Origin of the sequence: Burkholderia sp. JKS000303 (assembly GCF_002563755.1) — a bacterium.
Lineage (GTDB): Bacteria > Pseudomonadota > Gammaproteobacteria > Burkholderiales > Burkholderiaceae > Burkholderia > Burkholderia anthina_B.
Map to the genome: position 1 here is coordinate 15880 of NZ_PDBZ01000004.1, position 17060 is coordinate 32939.

Sequence of the window (17060 nt, forward strand, 5' to 3'; positions counted from 1 at the left end):
GCGGTTCGCAATGGATTGTTCTGAAATTGGAACGATGACATGAACATCGATGCACACAACCTGAATGACCTGATGTACTTTTCGCAGGTCGTCGAGCATGGCGGGTTCTCGGCAGCCGAGCGCGTGCTGGGTATCTCGAAATCGCGCCTGTCGCGGCGCCTGACCGAACTCGAGGCGGCGCTCGGCGTGCGCCTGCTGCAGCGCTCGACGCGCAAGCTCGCGCTGACCGAGGCGGGCGAGCTGTTCTACCAGCACTGCCAGGCGATGCTCGCCGAAGCCCAGGCCGCGATGAACGCCGTGCAGCAACTGCGCGCGTCGCCGCGCGGGTCGGTGCGCGTCAGCGTGCCCGTCACGCTGTCGCAGACGATGCTGTCGCGCATCCTCCCTGAATTCCTGCACCGCTATCCTGAGGTGAAGGTACACATCCGTGTGACGAATCGCGTGATCGACCTGTTCGAGGATTCGATCGACGTCGCGTTGCGCGTGCGCTCGGAGCCGCCGCAGAACGCGAACATCGTCGTGCGGCCGCTGTGGCGTACCGAGCAGATGCTGGTCGGCGCACCGAGCCTGCTGAATCAGAATGCGCCGCCGCTGGTGCCGGACGATCTGGCGCACTTCGAGACGCTCGATACGCCGAGCGTCGACGGGCGGCACGTATTCAACCTGATCGCACCGGACGGCACGCGTCACTTGCACGAGCACGATCCGCGCCTCGTGACGGCCGACCTGATGACGATCCGTGAAGCGGTGCTCGACGGGCTCGGCATCGCGGCGCTGCCCGAGATGATGTACGGCAACGCGCTGCGCGCGGGCCAGCTGTCGCCGGTGATGCCGGGCTGGACGCTGCCGGTGCCGCAGCTCTACGCCGTGTTCGTCTCGCGGCAGGGGATGCCGCCGGCCGTGCGTGCGTTCGTCGACTATCTGGTCGAGAAGCTCGACCATGGCGAATACAAGCAGCCGGGGTGCCCCGAGCGCGAGAAGAAGGAAGCGGCGGCGGCCGATGCTTCGTCCACCTGAATGGAAGATGCGCGTCGTGGCAAATTTGTTTTGTCATTGAAGCGCCGCCTGCAATCGCAAGTTTCAATCGACGAGGCCTTGAATGCGCGAGCGCGCGGGCCTATATTGAAATCCCATTTCGTGAAGGAAGTTCTGAGCGGAATCAGGTGGCCGCATATATTGCGAGCCAGATAGGGCAGAACGCGCAATCCGTGCAGACCACGGTAGTCGCATTTGCGTTGCTCGAGGCGCAACCGATACCGCCGAAGAGCCCGCCGCCCGAAGGCGCCCGCGTGCGCATGAAAAAAGGCCTTCATCTGGCGATGAAGGCCTTTTACTTTGTGCGCTGCCGGCTAGGTGCGGCCGGCGAGGTGCGGCCTGCGAGGCGGCCGGCACACGCACGAAATGCGCGTGCGTTACTTCGCCTTCGCGGCCGGCTCCGTCACGAAGCCGAGTTTCGTCAGGCCGCCGGCCTGCGCATCCGACATCACTTCGGCGACACGCTCATAGGCAACCTTGCGATCGGCACGCAGGTGCAACTCCGGTTGCGGCTGATGCTTTGCCGCTTCCGCAATGTGTGCCTGCAATTGTTCGCGCGTGACCGTCTCGTCGTTCCACAGGAGCGTGCCGTTGCCTTCGATCGCGACGTCGACCGTTTGCGGCTTCTCGTCGACGGGCTGGCTGCTTGCATGCGGCAGGTCGATCTTCACCGCGTGCTGCATCGCCGGGATCGTCACGAGGAAAATGATCAGGAGTACGAGCATGACGTCGACGAGCGGCGTCATGTTGATCTCGCTCATCACGCCATCGTCGTCATCGTCGCTGAAACCGGTGTTCATTGCCATGGTTCACCCCGTCTCAGCTGGCGCGCGTCGCGAGACGCAGGCCGTCGCGGGTCGACGACGACGCGAGGCTCGCGCCCGTCACGAAGTACGCGTGCAGGCCGTGTGCGAAGCGGCGCAGCTTGCTGACGACACCCTTGTTCGCGCGGGTCAGGGCGTTGTAGCCGAGCACCGCGGGAATCGCGACGAACAGGCCGAAGGCCGTCATGATCAGCGATTCGCCGACCGGGCCCGCGACCTGGTCGATCGACGTCTGGCCGGTTGCGCCGATCACGAGCAGCGCATGATAGATGCCCCAGACCGTGCCGAACAGGCCGACAAACGGCGCCGTGCTGCCGATCGACGCGAGAATCGCGAGGCCGGCCTGCATGCGCGAGATGCCTTCGTCCATCGTGTCCTTCAGGCAGCGCGTGACCCAGTCCGACACGTCCATGCGGTCGTGCAGGTGCGGTTGCGTCTGATGGTGGTGATCGGCGGCCTCCTTGCCCGACAGCGCGAGCGCGAGGAACGGGTTGTCGCTCGGCGTCGATGCGGTGAGGCCGAGCTTCTTGATGCCGTCGTCGAAATCGTCGGAATGCCAGAACGCCTGTTCGGCATTCTTCGTGAGACGGTTCAGGCGAATCACGTTCCAGCCCTTGACGATGATCACGATCCACGACAGGACCGACATCACGAGCAGCGTGATCGCGATGGCACGCGTGACGAAATCACCTTGCGCCCAGACGTGCGCGATACCGTAGCTTTGCATTTTCTTGTTTCCTTTGAATCTACCGAATATGACGGGTTAGTCGTCGAGCGTGAAGTTGAAGGGCAGCGTATGGGCGGCGCGGATCGCCTGGCCGTTCTCGATATACGGCGGACAGGTGCTGGCGCGCGTCGCCTCGAGCGCGGCTTCGTCGAGACGCGGGTAGCCGCTGCTCTTCTGCAGCTGGACGCTTTCGATCTTGCCCGTCACGCCGATGATGAAGTGAACATAGGCCGTGCCCGTTTCGCCGCGCCGCTTCGACATCGACGGATAGGTGGGTTTCACGAAGGTGCAGGAGAGCGCCGAGACGTTTTTCGGCGCGCTGACCTGCATCGTCTCGCGCGCCGGGCCGGGTGCTGCAGCCGGCGCAGCAGGCGCCGGTGCGGCGGGGGCCGGTGTCGGAGCGGCGGCGGCCGGCGCGGGCGTCGGCGAGGGTGCCTGCGCGACCGGCTGAGGTGTCGGGATGGCTTTCTGCACCGGCTTGGGCTCGATCTTCGGCTTCACGCGAGGCGTGGGCTTGGGCGGCGTGGGCTGCTGGGCGGCCGACTGGACCGCGACCGGCTGGGCCGCCGGTGTCGGCGGAATGAGCTGCGCGGTGATCGACTGAACCGCGACTTCCTTCGGCGGCAGTGCATTGCGATGGAGCCACACGGCTGTCAGCAGGATCGCGTGTGCGGCAAGCACACCGACCGCGACAGTGATGACTCGGGGATTCATACGTGGAGCAACCGGCAAGACGCCGGCAGGAGCGGATGGCGAAGCCTGCATGTTAGCTTGAAAGAACGACGCCGCACCCGGGGCGCGGCGGGTGAATCGGCATCACTTGCGGAAGATCAGCAGCGAGATGCAAACGGTGGTCACAAATCCGATCAGCAATTCCATGACAGGCTCCTTGGCAGGTAAGCCGCTGGCTCGCGCGGATGGTGGCTTGCTGACGGTCGAAACAAAAAACGCGGCCGGGCCGCATGCGTACGCCCCGCGCCGCTCAGGCGGCCTTGCGGTCGTAGAACGTCACCGGGATCGGGTGAGCGTGGTGCTCGACACCGCACCGGCTCGCGCAGACACCTTGCTCGGCCATGAGGTCGCGTACGGACTCCTCGCACTTGCCGCAGCACGTGGCGACGCCAAGCTCGAACTGGAGTTCATCGAAAGAATTGACGCCCTCGGCGAGGGACGCGCGGATCTTGCGATCGGAAACAGACTTGCACACGCAGACGATCATGATGAGTTGCGATAGCTAACGTTAATGCGAATTATTATCATTAAATTTGCGGACGTTGACAAGCCTGAGGCGGGCTTTTTTTAAGGTCATCGGACCCTTGAAGCGGAAGGTGCGGCGGAAGGGGGAGTACCGGCGGGGCGCCGGCCCGCGTCAGGCGGTCGCGCAGGCGCGCGCGTTCGGCGAGGAAATGGTGACGGATTCGACCGGCGCATCGAGGCCGAGCAGCGTCGACGCGAGCGCGTGCAGCTGCAGGCCGTCGCTGGTCGAGCAGAAGCGGGGCGGCGCGGCACGCGTGCCGGCCGGTGCACGCAGGCCGCGTTCGTCGAGCACGCGCGTGAGCTGGCGGGCGATCGCATCGCTCGTGTCGACAATCGTCAGGCGGTCGCCAACAAGGTCACGGATCGTTTCGGTGAAGAACGGGTAGTGCGTGCAACCGAGCACCAGCGTATCGGCGCCATCGTCGAGCATCGGCTGCAGGTAGCGCGCGAGCAGCGCGCGCAACGCGAGCGAATCGGTGTCGCCGCGTTCGATCGCTTCGACGAGCCCGTGGCCGGGCTGGCAGATGAAGCGGCGGCCGGCGCCGTAGCGGTCGAGCAGCGCCTGGAAGCGCGGGCTGTTCAGGGTCGATTGCGTGGCGAGGACGCCCGCGACGCCGGTCGACGACAGCGCGGCGGCCGGTTTGATGCCCGGCTCGACACCGACGAGCGGTATCGACAGGCGTTCGCGGATGGTCGCGATCGCCCGCGCCGTTGCGGTGTTGCACGCGATGACGAGCGCTTTCGCGCCTTCGCGGGCGAGCCACTCGCCGATCGCCAGCGTGCGCTCCGTAATGAAGGCCTCGTCGCGCGGCCCATACGGCGCATGCTGCGAATCGGCGACGTAGATGAACGACTCGCCGGGCAGGTGCGCGCGCACGGCGCGCAGCACCGACAGGCCGCCGAGCCCCGAGTCGAAGATACCGACGGGGGCGGCGGGGTGGACCCCGGAAGCGGCTGGCTGGTTCGTCATCGTCATGCGGACGGCGTGGTGGCGCTCGTGGCGGTTGCCGCGCTTACTCGGGCGAGCCCATCATCGTTTGCTGGTAGTTCTGCAGGCCGACCTTGCCGATCAGGTCGATCTGCGTTTCCAGCCAGTCGATGTGCTCTTCGGTGTCGTCGAGGATCTTTTCGAAGATCTCGCGCGACACGTAGTCACGCACCGATTCGCAGTAGGCGATGGCTTCCTTGCAGGTGGACTGCGAAATCTGCTCGAGCTTCAGGTCGCACTTCAGGATCTCTTCGGTTTCCTCGCCGACGAGCAGCTTGTGCAGGTCCTGCAGGTTCGGCAGGCCGTCGAGCATGAACACGCGCTCGATCAGCCAGTCGGCGTGCTTCATTTCGCCGATCGATTCGTCGTATTCGTGCTTGCCGAGCTTCTCGAGGCCCCAGTGCTTGTACATGCGCGCATGCAGGAAGTACTGGTTGATCGCCGTGAGTTCATTCTTCAGTTGGGCGTTCAGATATTCGATGACTTTTTTGTCGCCTTGCATGGCTGTTCCTTGTTCAGTGGGGCTTCAGAAACCGAACGATAATCGCTCGAACGAGAAAAGCCAAGCCTCGAAGCCTTGTCGGGCCTGCCTTTTGCGTGTAATGAGAATCAGCCTTGAATAACCGGCCGAGCGCAATAATGAGAATGAGAAGTAAAAAGGCCGGACTTCCGTCCGGCCTTTCGTTCGATCGCGTTTAAGCGGTTGCGACCGGGATCTTGCCGATCTTTGCCTGCCACTCCTTCGGGCCGGTCTGGTGCACCGACGTGCCCGACGAATCGACGGCCACCGTCACCGGCATGTCCTGCACGTCGAACTCGTAGATCGCTTCCATGCCGAGGTCTTCGAAGGCGAGGACCTTCGCGCCGCGGATCGCCTTCGACACGAGGTATGCCGCGCCGCCGACCGCCATCAGGTACGCCGCCTTGTGCTTCTTGATCGCCTCGATCGCGACCGGGCCGCGTTCCGCCTTGCCGACCATCGAGATCAGGCCGGTCTGGGCGAGCATCGTCTCGGTGAACTTGTCCATGCGCGTCGCGGTCGTCGGTCCTGCCGGACCGACGACTTCGTCACGCACCGGGTCGACCGGGCCGACGTAGTAGATCACGCGGTTGGTGAAGTCGACCGGCAGCTTCTCGCCCTTCGCGAGCATGTCGGCGATGCGCTTGTGCGCCGCGTCGCGGCCCGTGAGCATCTTGCCCGACAGCAGCAGCGTCTGGCCCGGGGCCCAGCTCGCGACTTCTTCCGGCGTCAGCGTGTTCAGGTCGACGCGCTTGCTCGTTTCCGTGTTCGGTTCCCACTGGACCTTCGGCCATGCGTCGAGCGACGGTGCCTCGAGCTTCGCCGGGCCCGAGCCGTCGAGCACGAAGTGCGCGTGGCGCGTGGCCGCGCAGTTGGGGATCAGCGCGACCGGCTTCGATGCCGCGTGCGTCGGCGCAGCCATGATCTTCACGTCGAGCACGGTGGCGAGGCCGCCGAGGCCCTGCGCGCCGATGCCCAGCGCGTTGACCTTCTCGTGCAGCTCGACGCGCAGTTCCTCGACCCAGTCCTTCGGGCCGCGCGCGATGACTTCCTGGATGTCGATCGGCTCCATCAGCGATTCCTTCGCCATCAGCATCGCCTTTTCAGCGGTGCCACCGATGCCGATCCCGAGCATGCCCGGCGGGCACCAGCCCGCGCCCATCGTCGGGGCCGTCTTCAGCACCCAGTCGACGATCGAGTCGGACGGGTTCAGCATCACGAACTTCGACTTGTTCTCCGAGCCGCCGCCCTTCGCCGCGACCTGCACGTCGACCTTGTCGCCCGGCACGATCTCGTAGTGGATCACGGCCGGCGTGTTGTCCTTCGTGTTCTTGCGGGCGCCTTCCGGCGGATTGACGATCGACGCGCGCAGCACGTTGTCCGGGTGCGTGTAACCGCGGCGCACGCCTTCGTTGATCATGTCGGTGAGGCCCATCGTCGCGCCGTCCCAGCGCACGTCCATGCCGACCTTCACGAAGATCGTGACGATGCCGGTGTCCTGGCAGATCGGGCGCTTGCCTTCCGCGCACATGCGGCTGTTCGTGAGGATCTGCGCGATCGCGTCCTTCGCGGCCGGGCTCTCTTCGAGCTCGTACGCGCGGCCGAGCGCCTGGATGTAGTCGAGCGGATGGTAGTAGCTGATGTACTGCAGCGAATCCGCGATGCTCTGGATCAGGTCTTCCTGTTTGATGACGGTCATGGCTGAGACTCTGTGGGGACTTGTGGGGAATGCGTGGCGGCGGTTCAGGCCGCAGGTCGGGACGCTGCTGGCGCGTGCGTCTCGTGGAAATGGGCCGGGTGCGTGTGCGTCGTCAGGCGGTCGACCCACGCCATCACGAGCGCCGACACGAGGAACGACACATGGATGATCACCTGCCACATGATCGCGTGCGTCGTGTGCTGGTCCGGGTTGATGAAGGTCTTCAGCAGGTGGATCGACGAAATGCTGATGAGCGCCATCGACAGCTTGACCTTCAGCACGCCCGCGTTCACATGGTCGAGCCATTCGGGCTCGTCGGGATGGCCGTCGATGCCGAGACGCGACACGAACGTTTCATAGCCGCCGACGATCACCATGATCAGCAGGTTCGAGATCATCACGACGTCGATCAGGCCGAGCACCGCGAGCATCACGCTGACTTCGTCGAGCCCGCTCGCATGCGACAGCAGGTGCCAGACTTCCTTCAGGAACAGGAATACGTAGACGGCTTGCGCGACGATCAGGCCCAGATAAAGCGGAACCTGGAGCCAGCGGCTCATGAAGATCAGCGCGGGCAGCGGGCGCAGCGGACGACGGGCGGGGCCGGGCAAATGCGGGGCGGACATGATGGCGGTGCGGGCGCTGTGCGCAGGTATCGGGGGTAATCTCGAAAAGGCGCGCTATTGTAACGCGTCGGCCGGCGGGACTGCAGCGACGCGCCGGTACTGCCGGGGACGGATCAGGCCGTGACCGCCGGCACGCGCTTGCCGCGCAGGCTGGCGAGGCCGATACCGGCGACGACGCACGCGAGTGCGATGCCGTGCGCAAGCGTCGGGCGCTCGCCGAGGAACGCGATGCCATACGCGGCGGCCGCGATCGGCAGCACCGCGCTGAACACGCCGGCGAGACTGCCCGGCACGTGGCGGATCCCCTTCATCCACAGCCAGAACGAGAAGATGCTGGCCGACAGCCCGTACCAGACCACCAGCGCCCAGGTGCCGGCCGGCACGCTCGCGTAATCGAAATGCCACAGCGCCGTCGCGCCGAGCGGCAGCATCAGCAGCAGGCCGAACAGGTGCGTGTACGCACAGATGTCGATCGGCGCGAGCGTCTGCGTGAGGCGGCGCGACAGGATCACGTAGATCGATTCGCAGCACACGGCGCCGAGGATCAGCAGGTTGCCGGTCAGCGAACCGGACGATGCGCCGCCGGCGCCATGTGCGGTACCGTTGGCCAGGTTGATCGTCACGACGCCCGCGATCGCGAGTGCGATCGACACGAGCGCACGGCCGTTCGGTTTTTCACGCAGGATCAACCACGCGAACAGCGCGACGATGGCCGGGATCGTGCTCGTGATCACGCCGGCCGCGACCGCGCTGGTGTGCTGCACGCCGTTGAGCATCAGCAGCGTGAACATGAAGGTGCCGAAGAACGCCTGCAGGAACAGGTTCAACCATTCCGCGCGGCGGACCGCCCGCATCTTCACCGGGCGGAACAGCGGCCACAGCATGGCGATCGCGATCACGAAGCGCAGCGTGGCGAGGATGGCGACCGGAACGAAGACGACGATGGATTTACCGATACCGACGTTGCTGCCGACGAACAGCATCGACAGGATGAGGAAGAGGGCGTAGCGATTCAAGCTGGAATCCGGGAGGCGAGTTCAGTTAGGATTGTAGAGTCGCGGTTGTAACAGCGTAAAGCTGACCGTAAAGCGCTGACCGTAAAGCAAGCGGCGCGGCCCGGTGTGCGAAACGGCGCGGTCGCGTAAGTGACGGGTAAGTTCAGGCGCTTATCGTGGAAACCGCCGGGCCGTACGTCCACCGTCTCGTGACGTGGTGCGGCGCAGCATCGCGCGCAGCCTCCGGGCCGCGCGCGGGTGAGTGGGAGACAGCGGCGCGCAAGCGCCGGCCAAGACGCGCGGCGCGCACGATCGCGCCGCCATGCAGAGGATTCATGTTCACCAAGGGGTAGTCGATGTCTGCGATTGAATCGGTTCTTCACGAAACCCGCCAGTTTGCGCCGCCCGAGGCGCTCGAGAAGGCGGCGACCATTTCCGGCATGCCGGCCTACCAGGCGCTTGCCGCCGAAGCCGAACGCGATTACGAAGGCTTCTGGGCGCGTCTCGCACGCGAGGGCCTCAGCTGGCACAAGCCGTTCACCCAGGTGCTCGACGAGAGCGATGCACCGTTCTACAAGTGGTTCGACGACGGCGAGCTCAACGCGTCGTACAACTGCCTCGACCGCCACGTCGAAGCCGGCAACGGCCAGCGCGTCGCGGTGATCTTCGAGGCCGACGACGGCACCGTCACGCGCGTCACCTATGCTGACCTCCTCGCACGCGTGTCGCGCTTCGCGAATGCGCTGAAGAAACGCGGGATCGCCAAGGGCGATCGCGTCGTCATCTACATGCCGATGTCGGTCGAAGGCATCGTCGCGATGCAGGCCTGCGCGCGCATCGGCGCGACCCACTCGGTCGTGTTCGGCGGCTTCTCCGCGAAATCGCTGAACGAGCGGCTCGTCGACGTGGGCGCCGTCGCGCTCATCACCGCCGACGAACAGGCGCGCGGCGGCAAGACGCTGCCGCTCAAGAGCATCGCCGACGAAGCCATCGCGATGGGCGGCTGCGAAGCCGTCAAGAGCGTGATCGTCTATCGCCGCACCGGCGGCAAGATCGACTGGCACGGCGAGCGCGACCTGTGGATGCACGAACTGTCCGACGCCGAGTCCGACACGTGCGCCCCGGAATGGGTCGGCGCCGAGCATCCGCTGTTCATCCTGTATACGTCGGGCTCGACCGGCAAGCCGAAGGGCGTTCAGCACAGCACGGGCGGCTACCTGTTGTGGGCCGCACAGACGATGAAGTGGACCTTCGACTGGAAACCCGACGACGTGTTCTGGTGCACGGCCGACATCGGCTGGGTCACGGGCCACACGTACATCACGTACGGCCCGCTCGCATGCGGCGGCACGCAGGTGGTGTTCGAGGGCGTGCCGACCTATCCGGACGCCGGCCGCTTCTGGAAGATGATCGGCGACCACAAGGTCACGGTGTTCTACACCGCGCCGACCGCGATCCGTTCGCTGATCAAGGCCGCCGAGGCCGACGACAAGGTCCACCCGAAGAGCTACGACCTGTCGAGCCTGCGCATCATCGGCACGGTCGGCGAGCCGATCAATCCGGAAGCGTGGATGTGGTACCACAAGCACGTCGGCCAAGAGCGTTGCCCGATCGTCGACACGTGGTGGCAGACCGAAACCGGCGGCCACATGATCACGCCGCTGCCGGGCGCGACGCCGACCGTGCCGGGTTCGTGCACGCTGCCGCTGCCGGGCATCATGGCGGCGGTGGTCGACGAGACGGGCCAGGACGTACCGAACGGGCAAGGCGGCATTCTCGTCGTCAAGCGTCCGTGGCCGGCAATGATCCGCACGATCTGGGGTGACCCGGAGCGCTTCAAGAAGAGCTATTACCCCGAGGAACTCGGCGGGCGGCTGTACCTGGCCGGCGACGGCACCGTGCGCGACAAGGACACCGGCTACTTCACGATCATGGGCCGGATCGACGACGTGCTGAACGTGTCGGGCCACCGGCTCGGCACGATGGAGATCGAGTCGGCGCTGGTCTCGCATGAGCTGGTTGCCGAAGCGGCGGTGGTCGGCCGTCCGGACGACACGACGGGCGAGGCGGTGGTCGCGTTCGTGGTGCTGAAGCGTTCGCGCCCGGAAGGCGAAGAGGCTGCGGCACTCGCGAAGTCGTTGCGCGACTGGGTCGGCAAGCAGATCGGGCCGATCGCGAAGCCGAAGGACATCCGTTTCGGCGACAACCTGCCGAAGACGCGCTCGGGCAAGATCATGCGGCGTCTGCTGCGCTCGCTCGCGAAGGGCGAGGCGATCACGCAGGACACGTCCACGCTCGAGAACCCGGCGATCCTCGACCAGCTCACGGAAGTGCGCTGATCGCACCCGTTGCGCGCGTTGCGCGTACGAGCCCCTGCGCGGCAATCCCGATTGCCCGCGCAGGGGCTTTTTGCTAAATAACGGCATGACCGTTTCGTCCCGTCCGGCGCGCGCCGTGCCGCCGCCTGTTCCCGAGCCGCTTGCGCGTGCCCATGCGCGCTATTGGCGCTTCAACGTCGCGCTGATCGCGGTGCTGATGGCGATCGGCTTTACGGTATCGTTCGTCGTGCCGTTCTTCGCGCCCGCGCTCGCGGGCATTCGCTTCGCCGGTTTCAGCCTGCCGTTCTACGTCGGCGCGCAGGGCGCGATTCTCGTGTATCTCGTGCTGATCGTCGTCTACATCGGCCTGATGCAGCGCGCGGATCGCCTGCTGCGCCGCGCGTACGACGACCATGCCGCGCACGTGAGCGATGCGCACCATGCCCGCTGAGCCATGCTGACGCATCGACTGATACGCGCATACGCGCTCTACACGCTCGGCTTTCTCGGTTTCATCGCGTTGCTGTGGCGGATCGAGCGCGCGACCGGCTCCGGTGTGTGGATCGGCTACGTGTTCCTGTTCGTGCCGATCGCCGTGTATGCGGTGATCGGGCTGTTGTCGCGCACGTCCGATCTCGTCGAATACTACGTGGCCGGGCGGCGCGTGCCGTCCGCGTTCAACGGGATGGCGACGGCGGCCGACTGGCTGTCGGCGGCGTCGTTCATCGGTCTCGCCGGCTCGCTTTATGCAACCGGCTACGATGCGCTCGCCTACGTGATGGGCTGGACGGGCGGCTTCTGCCTCGTCGCGTTTTTGCTCGCGCCGTATGTGCGCAAGCTCGCGCGCTATACGATTCCCGATTTTCTCGGCACGCGCTTTTCGAGCACCGCGGTGCGCGCGCTCGCGGCCGGCGCGGCGATCCTGTGCTCGTTCGTCTATCTGGTCGCGCAGATCCAGGGGATCGGGCTGATCGCGACGCGCTTCATCGGTGTCGATTTCGCGATCGGGATCTTCTGCGGGCTCGCCGGCATTCTCGTGTGCTCGTTTCTTGGCGGGATGCGCGCGGTCACGTGGACCCAGGTCGCGCAGTACATCATCCTGATCAGCGCGATCCTGATACCGGTGTCGCTGATCGCGATGAAGAACGGGCTCGGGCCGGTGCCGCAGTTCAATTACGGCAAGCTGATGGAACGCGTGGCGGCGCGCGAGGCGCAGGTGCGCGACGCGGCCGAGGAGCAGCAGGTGCGCGATGCGTATCGGCGGCAGGCCGCGGCTGTCCAGACGCAGCTCGACCGCTTGCCGGCGTCGTATGCGGATGCGCGCCGGCAACTCGTCGACCAGCTTGCCGACCTGCGGCGCCACAACGGCCCGTTGCGCGAGATCAACCAGCGCGAGCGCGAGCTGGCCGATTTTCCGCGTGACCCGACGGCGGCGCGCGTCGCGTGGACGCAGGCGCGCGACGACCTGCTTGCGCGCGCCGAGCCGCCGGTGCCGATGCACGAGCCGTTTCCCGCCGCGAACGACGACGAACGCAAGCCGCGCGAGCGGAATTTCCTCGCGCTGCTGTTGTGCCTGTCGCTCGGTACCGCGAGCCTGCCGCACATCCTGACGCGCTACAACACGACGACGTCGGTGGCGTCCGCGCGCCGCTCGGTCGGGTGGACGCTGTTCTTCATCGCGCTGTTCTACCTGAGCGTGCCGGTGCTCGCGGTGATGATCAAGTACGAGATTCTTGCGAACCTCGTCGGGCGGCCGATCGCTGAACTACCCGCGTGGGTCACGCAGTGGCATCACTTCGAACCCGACCTGATCAGTGTCGTCGAGGTGATTCGCGACGGCATCGTGCACTGGTCGGAAATCCAGATGCAGCCGGACATGGTCGTGCTGGCCGCGCCGGAGATCGCGGGGTTGCCGTATGTCGTGTCGGGGTTGATCGCGGCCGGTGCGCTGGCGGCGGCGTTGTCGACCGCGGACGGGTTGTTGCTGACGATCGCGAATGCGCTGTCGCACGACGTCTATTACTGCATGGTCGCGCCGCATGCGTCGAGCCAGCGGCGCGTGACGATTTCGAAGGTGCTGCTGCTCGGTGTCGCGCTGTTCGCGTCGTATGTCGCGTCGCTCAATACGGGGAAGATCCTGTTTCTGGTGGGGGCGGCGTTTTCACTCGCGGCGTCGAGTTTCTTTCCGGTGCTGGTGCTCGGGGTGTTCTGGAAACGGACGACGACGCGCGGCGCGATCGCCGGGATGGTGACGGGGCTCGCGGTGTGCGTGTATTACATCGTGTCGACGTATCCGTACTTCACGCAGCTCACGGGATTCGCCGGGCGCACGTGGTTCGGGATCGAGCCGATCAGCTCGGGCGTGTTCGGCGTGCCGGCCGGGTTTGCGGTGGCGATTGCGGTGAGCTTGCTCGATCGGCCGCCGGATGAATATACGCGGGCGTTGGTGGATTACATCCGGCATCCGTGAGGGGAAGGGGGCTGTATTGCCTGTTTGAGTCACCGATTTTGGAGTGAGTACCGAGGCTGAACCGTGCCCGCGCGACATCAAGGCTATATGATCGTGGCTTTCCATCGGTACCCATATCTTTCGATGCGAATTTCGATCTTGATCGTTGTGACCGCACTGCTCTTGTCGGCCTGTACAGGTAACACGGGTACGCTACCCGATCGGGCGAAAACCGCCCAGTCCACTGCTGGTGTCGTCACTGGGCAAGATAGCGCGAACTCGTCTCAGGAAACTGCCGACAGCGATCGCACTGCGATGATCGACGGCTTTTTGAAGCGATTGGCAGATGTCGCGGACTCCGGTGCGATGCTTGATGTTGACGCAACGATGCACCGGCTTGGCATTGGCTACCGTTCGGAAACGGGCAGCGGCATTCCGTTACCGCCGGATTGCCATATCGACTGGCACCCCAAGCAACTTGAGCGAACGACTGTTACCGCGGACGAGCAAAGTTGGTACAAGCCCACACGCTACGCTAAGGCTCGTGGGGCATCGCAGGCGACCGCCGTCTATGCTCCGTCGATCAAATATGTCACTAACCACGAGATTCGATGCACGGATCATTATTTGCTGCAGGACAGCACCGAGGCCGTGCTGGAATTTGAAGTACTGCCGCAGTATGCATGCATCACCGAGAGAGATATCTATCACGCTTTGCCTGCTGCGCGGCCGACCGGTGCCGGGTTAGGCATTCCGGTCATGAGCTTGTACGTCGGATATAGAGGGCGCAGTAATGACGATTTCGGCACGATGCTTACCTTCACGTTCTATTCGGATTCGCCGTGCGCGGCAAGTGCCAAAATCCGTCAAGCGCAGGACGACGGCATGCGGTTCCGACGAGCGCTATGGAATCATGCGCTGTGCGTTGCCGAAGAGCAGCATGACTACTGTGTTGCGCACGGAGGCGCCGCGATCAGTCATGCCGATCTGAACGGGATCGATGACTATGTGAAAGCGCATTGCCCGACGATCAACGCGATGTATCTCAAGGAGCCGCGCTCGGGACAAGCTGCGCCGACCGGCAACTTTCCGCGACGGACTTTCAGCAACAACCCTTGCGGGTTCTAGCTGTTTGCCAAAGGGGGGGCGGAGGCTTGCCCATGCCACAAAGTAGTCATGCTCACGCTCTTGAATGATTGCCGCGGCATTGAGGGCATCAGTAGCCGTGCGGCCGAAATTCACGCGCCAGTGATCGGCGACAGCTTTTCGGTCGCGATGAATTGCGCCAGACGGACATGGGCCGACGCGATCGCATGGGCTGGTGCGTTCGTCAATTGCTGACCATGCATCAACAGGATGTGTTCGACAGCGGCGTGACCACTGGCCGGAATTCCGGACGCCCCGGTTTTCTTTCCGGCGATTGCGCACTCGACCACGGCAGCTTCGGCGATACGGAACGGATCAAGGTCCTGACGGCCGACCGTCGTTTCGTGGATGAAGTACGCGATGTAGATCGTCTGGAATACCTTGGCGGTGGCATCAGCGGCTCCGCTGCCGGTCTGCAACGAAGCGAGTGCAAGATGATGTTCCAGTGATTTTTTGGGGCGACGGCCGCTGACACGGGCAGCAGCATGTCCTGAGTCATTGGTGCCTTGCTCGGCGGGGTGAGGATTTCGCGCGGGGCTTCATAGCGATCGTGAGCGCTGGTTCGGCGTATGGCAGTTGTTGGCCGCGAGTAGTTGCTGAGTTGCGCTGCGCACCGCGCCTGTCAGTGAATCGTTGATTGCCCGTGGCATGCCGGGAACGGAATGGAACGCCTCCGCGTGGTGCCGATGTCGCCGGCAATTCGTGACGACAGGGAGGCGCAGCGAAATTCAACAACGCCGGCGAATTTCTGCTTGATGATGGGGTAGAAAGCAAAAAGCCCCGCAGATCATTGATTCTGCGGGGCTTTTCGGTATGTCTGGCGGAGAGAGGGGGATTCGAACCCCCGATAGGCGATTAACCTATACACGCTTTCCAGGCGTGCGACTTAAACCACTCATCCATCTCTCCGGAAGACCGAGAGTATAGCAAACTCTGGCGGCCCCTCGCCAGCCCCTTTCGACGACCCGTCGAAGCCGACCGGAATCCGGCCGCCGCGGCCCGCGTGGCGGGCCTGCGCCCGCGTCAGAAGTCCGTCGTCATCGACAGCCACACCGAACGCGGATCACCCTGCGTCAGATACCCGCCGATCGTCGTCTTGTTGCCGAACAGTTCGGTCGTATGCACACCCTTCCACGGCTCACCGTACACGGCCGTCTCGATGCCACGTGGCCACGAGATTCTGCAGCCATGTTCCGCATCGAACGTTCGCCATTCGGCCGGCAAGCGCGCAGTGCGGCAATCGTGCGATCATTGATCGTCGATTCGAGGCTGGTCTCGCGACTCGCGAACCGACCGGCGCAGGCCCCGTGGCCGAAACGACGCGCATGCCGTCCGCACGCATCCCTTTCTCAACGCCCGCCCGCTCATGACGATCTCCGCACTGCTCGCATTTGCCCTGATCCTGTCCGTCGGCGTGGCGACGCCCGGCCCGACGGTGCTGCTCGCGATGAGCAACGGTTCGCGCTACGGGTTGCGTCACGCGATGGTCGGCATGCTCGGTGCAGTGACGGCCGACGTCGTGCTGGTCGCGCTGGTCGGGTTCGGCCTCGGCGTCATTCTCGAAGCGTCCGAAACCGCGTTCGTGACGCTGAAGCTGCTGGGCGCCGCGTGGCTCGCGTACGTCGGCATCCGGATGCTGACGTCGAGCGGCCGCACGTCTGCCGCGCAGCAACCGGATCTCCCGACGCCCGATCGCCGGACCGCCTTCCTGAAGAGCTTCTTCGTCGCGATGAGCAACCCGAAGTACTACCTGTTCATGTCGGCGCTGCTGCCGCAGTTCGTCGACCGGTCGCGTGCGGTCGCGCCGCAGTACGCGATTCTCGCGGCGGTGATCGTCGCGATCGACGTCATCGGGATGACCGGCTACGCGCTGCTCGGCGTGCATTCGGTGCGCGTCTGGCAAGCGGCCGGGGAGAAGTGGCTGAACCGGGTCAGTGGATCGCTGCTACTGATGCTCGCCGGGTATGTCGCGTTGTATCGGAAGAGCGTGCACTGACGCGCCGATGCATCGGGACAGCGGCACGCCGCGGCCGGCATCGTGCTCGCTTGCGTGTCGAAGAACCTGCTGACGCTGTCCGCGCGATGCGCGATCGGTGCGATGTGCGCGTCATGCTGCCTGCGTGACGTGATAGGCCGACGATCCACATTTCAGCGCGGCACTCGTGCACATCGACTGACGGCGTAATTTCACGATTCGTGATCAGTTGATGTCGCTCATTTCACCCTTGTCGGGCGTGTTCCGCGTGCCTGCCTGCTTACCCGCGGCCGATCGGCGCGGGCACCCGTCGACGGCATCCAGGTCGTCCGGAATCCCCAAAAATCCGATTATTTCATCTTCATTTCGCATTGATCTGACATGTAAGCTTGGATGCGCCGGAATCCCGCGCGGTAGCCGGACGTGGCCGCAGGAGTAGCGTTGCCCGGCCGGCGCATCAGCGCGCTTGATTACAAAATGAATGGAATTTGAAAGAATTCG

The 17060-nt window shown here is 64.6% G+C and carries 17 protein-coding genes and 1 tRNA gene; 6 read left to right on the forward strand and 12 right to left on the reverse strand.

Features of this window, described 5'->3' with window-relative positions:
* Nucleotides 1-39 precede the first annotated feature (39 nt).
* On the forward strand, nt 40-1017 hold the full coding sequence (locus BX604_RS33265) for a LysR family transcriptional regulator (RefSeq protein WP_098555287.1): 978 nt from the start codon (nt 40-42) through the stop codon (nt 1015-1017).
* A 395-nt stretch (nt 1018-1412) separates the two neighbouring features.
* Here BX604_RS33265 and BX604_RS33270 read toward each other — a convergent pair whose 3' ends face one another.
* The 9 genes from BX604_RS33270 to BX604_RS33310 form a co-directional block, all read right to left on the reverse strand.
* Nucleotides 1413-1841 (reverse strand): ExbD/TolR family protein, encoded by a 429-nt coding sequence (locus tag BX604_RS33270; protein ID WP_098555289.1) that lies wholly within the window; start codon nt 1839-1841, stop codon nt 1413-1415.
* Nucleotides 1842-1854: 13 nt separating this feature from the next.
* Nucleotides 1855-2586: a MotA/TolQ/ExbB proton channel family protein gene (locus BX604_RS33275; protein WP_098555292.1), complete on the reverse strand. Its 732-nt coding sequence runs from the start codon at nt 2584-2586 to the stop codon at nt 1855-1857.
* 36 nt (nt 2587-2622) lie between these two features.
* Nucleotides 2623-3351 carry an energy transducer TonB gene (locus BX604_RS33280; protein WP_098555294.1) on the reverse strand — a complete coding sequence of 243 codons (729 nt, stop codon included), beginning with the start codon at nt 3349-3351 and terminating at the stop codon, nt 2623-2625.
* Between the two features lie 217 nt (nt 3352-3568).
* Nucleotides 3569-3805: a (2Fe-2S)-binding protein gene (locus BX604_RS33285; RefSeq protein ID WP_006482749.1), complete on the reverse strand. Its 237-nt coding sequence runs from the start codon at nt 3803-3805 to the stop codon at nt 3569-3571.
* Between the two features lie 150 nt (nt 3806-3955).
* Nucleotides 3956-4819, reverse strand: coding sequence for a glutamate racemase (murI, locus tag BX604_RS33290; RefSeq protein ID WP_373562452.1), 864 nt, complete (start codon nt 4817-4819; stop codon nt 3956-3958).
* A 37-nt stretch (nt 4820-4856) separates the two neighbouring features.
* Nucleotides 4857-5333 carry a bacterioferritin gene (gene bfr, locus BX604_RS33295; protein ID WP_011352652.1) on the reverse strand — a complete coding sequence of 159 codons (477 nt, stop codon included), beginning with the start codon at nt 5331-5333 and terminating at the stop codon, nt 4857-4859.
* A 193-nt stretch (nt 5334-5526) separates the two neighbouring features.
* The gene (locus tag BX604_RS33300) at nt 5527-7050 is read right to left on the reverse strand and encodes a fumarate hydratase (RefSeq protein WP_098555296.1); all 1524 of its coding nucleotides are present in this window, start codon (nt 7048-7050) and stop codon (nt 5527-5529) included.
* A 44-nt stretch (nt 7051-7094) separates the two neighbouring features.
* On the reverse strand, nt 7095-7676 hold the full coding sequence (locus BX604_RS33305; RefSeq protein ID WP_098555299.1) for a TIGR00645 family protein: 582 nt from the start codon (nt 7674-7676) through the stop codon (nt 7095-7097).
* Nucleotides 7677-7789: 113 nt separating this feature from the next.
* A complete protein-coding gene (locus tag BX604_RS33310; RefSeq protein ID WP_098555302.1) occupies nt 7790-8692 on the reverse strand; it encodes a DMT family transporter in 903 nt (300 codons plus the stop codon).
* A 335-nt stretch (nt 8693-9027) separates the two neighbouring features.
* On the opposite strand from BX604_RS33310, the gene acs reads away from it, so the two are divergent.
* From acs to BX604_RS33335, 4 genes are all read left to right on the forward strand, one after another.
* Nucleotides 9028-11010, forward strand: a complete 1983-nt coding sequence (acs, locus tag BX604_RS33320) for an acetate--CoA ligase (RefSeq protein WP_098555304.1) — start codon at nt 9028-9030, stop codon at nt 11008-11010.
* Nucleotides 11011-11095: 85 nt separating this feature from the next.
* Complete coding sequence (locus BX604_RS33325) at nt 11096-11440, forward strand: DUF4212 domain-containing protein (RefSeq protein WP_098555307.1); 345 nt, start codon at nt 11096-11098, stop codon at nt 11438-11440.
* Between the two features lie 3 nt (nt 11441-11443).
* A complete protein-coding gene (locus BX604_RS33330) occupies nt 11444-13459 on the forward strand; it encodes a sodium:solute symporter family protein (protein WP_098555310.1) in 2016 nt (671 codons plus the stop codon).
* Between the two features lie 123 nt (nt 13460-13582).
* A complete protein-coding gene (locus BX604_RS33335; RefSeq protein ID WP_143748164.1) occupies nt 13583-14566 on the forward strand; it encodes a hypothetical protein in 984 nt (327 codons plus the stop codon).
* A 110-nt stretch (nt 14567-14676) separates the two neighbouring features.
* Here the strand turns inward: BX604_RS33335 and BX604_RS33340 are convergent, their stop codons facing one another.
* The 3 genes from BX604_RS33340 to BX604_RS39840 form a co-directional block, all read right to left on the reverse strand.
* Complete coding sequence (locus BX604_RS33340) at nt 14677-15003, reverse strand: hypothetical protein (protein WP_098555316.1); 327 nt, start codon at nt 15001-15003, stop codon at nt 14677-14679.
* A gap of 399 nt (nt 15004-15402) precedes the next feature.
* Nucleotides 15403-15493, reverse strand: a tRNA-Ser gene (locus BX604_RS33345).
* A gap of 114 nt (nt 15494-15607) precedes the next feature.
* Nucleotides 15608-15733 (reverse strand): hypothetical protein, encoded by a 126-nt coding sequence (locus BX604_RS39840; RefSeq protein ID WP_257146497.1) that lies wholly within the window; start codon nt 15731-15733, stop codon nt 15608-15610.
* A gap of 217 nt (nt 15734-15950) precedes the next feature.
* Here BX604_RS39840 and BX604_RS33355 point away from each other — a divergent pair, with 217 nt between their 5' ends.
* Nucleotides 15951-16580: a LysE family translocator gene (locus BX604_RS33355; RefSeq protein WP_098555322.1), complete on the forward strand. Its 630-nt coding sequence runs from the start codon at nt 15951-15953 to the stop codon at nt 16578-16580.
* Nucleotides 16581-17060 lie beyond the last annotated feature (480 nt).

What these genes read in the sequence shown, in the direction of transcription:
- bfr (WP_011352652.1), bottom strand. Translation starts at nt 5,333, where the DNA reads ATGCAAGGCGACAAAAAAGTCATCGAATATCTGAACGCCCAACTGAAG.
- BX604_RS33280 (WP_098555294.1), bottom strand. Translation starts at nt 3,351, where the DNA reads ATGCAGGCTTCGCCATCCGCTCCTGCCGGCGTCTTGCCGGTTGCTCCA.
- BX604_RS33270 (WP_098555289.1), bottom strand. Translation starts at nt 1,841, where the DNA reads ATGGCAATGAACACCGGTTTCAGCGACGATGACGACGATGGCGTGATG.
- BX604_RS33305 (WP_098555299.1), bottom strand. Translation starts at nt 7,676, where the DNA reads ATGTCCGCCCCGCATTTGCCCGGCCCCGCCCGTCGTCCGCTGCGCCCG.
- BX604_RS33285 (WP_006482749.1), bottom strand. Translation starts at nt 3,805, where the DNA reads ATGATCGTCTGCGTGTGCAAGTCTGTTTCCGATCGCAAGATCCGCGCG.
- BX604_RS33325 (WP_098555307.1), top strand. Translation starts at nt 11,096, where the DNA reads ATGACCGTTTCGTCCCGTCCGGCGCGCGCCGTGCCGCCGCCTGTTCCC.
- BX604_RS33335 (WP_143748164.1), top strand. Translation starts at nt 13,583, where the DNA reads ATGCGAATTTCGATCTTGATCGTTGTGACCGCACTGCTCTTGTCGGCC.
- BX604_RS33330 (WP_098555310.1), top strand. Translation starts at nt 11,444, where the DNA reads ATGCTGACGCATCGACTGATACGCGCATACGCGCTCTACACGCTCGGC.
- BX604_RS33300 (WP_098555296.1), bottom strand. Translation starts at nt 7,050, where the DNA reads ATGACCGTCATCAAACAGGAAGACCTGATCCAGAGCATCGCGGATTCG.
- BX604_RS33265 (WP_098555287.1), top strand. Translation starts at nt 40, where the DNA reads ATGAACATCGATGCACACAACCTGAATGACCTGATGTACTTTTCGCAG.
- BX604_RS33275 (WP_098555292.1), bottom strand. Translation starts at nt 2,586, where the DNA reads ATGCAAAGCTACGGTATCGCGCACGTCTGGGCGCAAGGTGATTTCGTC.
- murI (WP_373562452.1), bottom strand. Translation starts at nt 4,819, where the DNA reads ATGACGATGACGAACCAGCCAGCCGCTTCCGGGGTCCACCCCGCCGCC.
- acs (WP_098555304.1), top strand. Translation starts at nt 9,028, where the DNA reads ATGTCTGCGATTGAATCGGTTCTTCACGAAACCCGCCAGTTTGCGCCG.
- BX604_RS33355 (WP_098555322.1), top strand. Translation starts at nt 15,951, where the DNA reads ATGACGATCTCCGCACTGCTCGCATTTGCCCTGATCCTGTCCGTCGGC.